This is a genomic window from Myxococcus llanfairpwllgwyngyllgogerychwyrndrobwllllantysiliogogogochensis (assembly GCF_006636215.1).
GTDB classification, from domain to species: domain Bacteria; phylum Myxococcota; class Myxococcia; order Myxococcales; family Myxococcaceae; genus Myxococcus; species Myxococcus llanfairpwllgwyngyllgogerychwyrndrobwllllantysiliogogogochensis.
The window spans coordinates 1-443 of the sequence record NZ_VIFM01000774.1 but is presented as its reverse complement, the minus strand read 5'-3'; the positions used below and the strand labels follow the sequence as shown (position 1 = coordinate 443).

The 443-nt window shown below is 57.6% G+C and carries 1 protein-coding gene; it reads right to left on the bottom strand.

The genetic code is table 11. The features are described from left to right. Window positions 1-15: 15 nt before the first annotated feature. Window positions 16-443 (bottom strand): hypothetical protein (locus FJV41_RS50475; protein WP_220138017.1); only part of this gene is annotated, 428 nt, incomplete at its 5' end.

Genomic DNA, 443 nt, shown 5'->3' with positions numbered 1-443 from the left:
CATCACTTCGTTTCGTCAGGCGTCGATGGTGTTCCAGGATTCATCTTCAAGCGCGAAAGCGAGGTCAGTGTGGTTGAGGACGAACCACGCAACCAGAGCCAGCCGTGTTCGAGTCGTAGCTGACTTTCGAGGACCGTAAGCCTTCGGCCCCTCTCGACCTTCATGCACTATCCAGTCCGGATGCCTCTGTGCAGCCAGATAGACCAGTGAGTGCCAGCGCAGATAAGGGCCGCCCGGCTGACTGGACCAATAGCTTGGCGCACCTCGGTACTCCTGGTCCTTAGCCCAACAGTTCGCCGCCCATTGCTCGCCTTCCCTGATCTTGATCCTGATCAGCTCGCCAAGGGTCGTGCCCTCGCCGTATTTCTGCATCTCGGCGATGGTGCCGTCGAATATCTCTTCAAGCGTCATGACGGCCTTCCGCAATGCACATTGCGAATGAA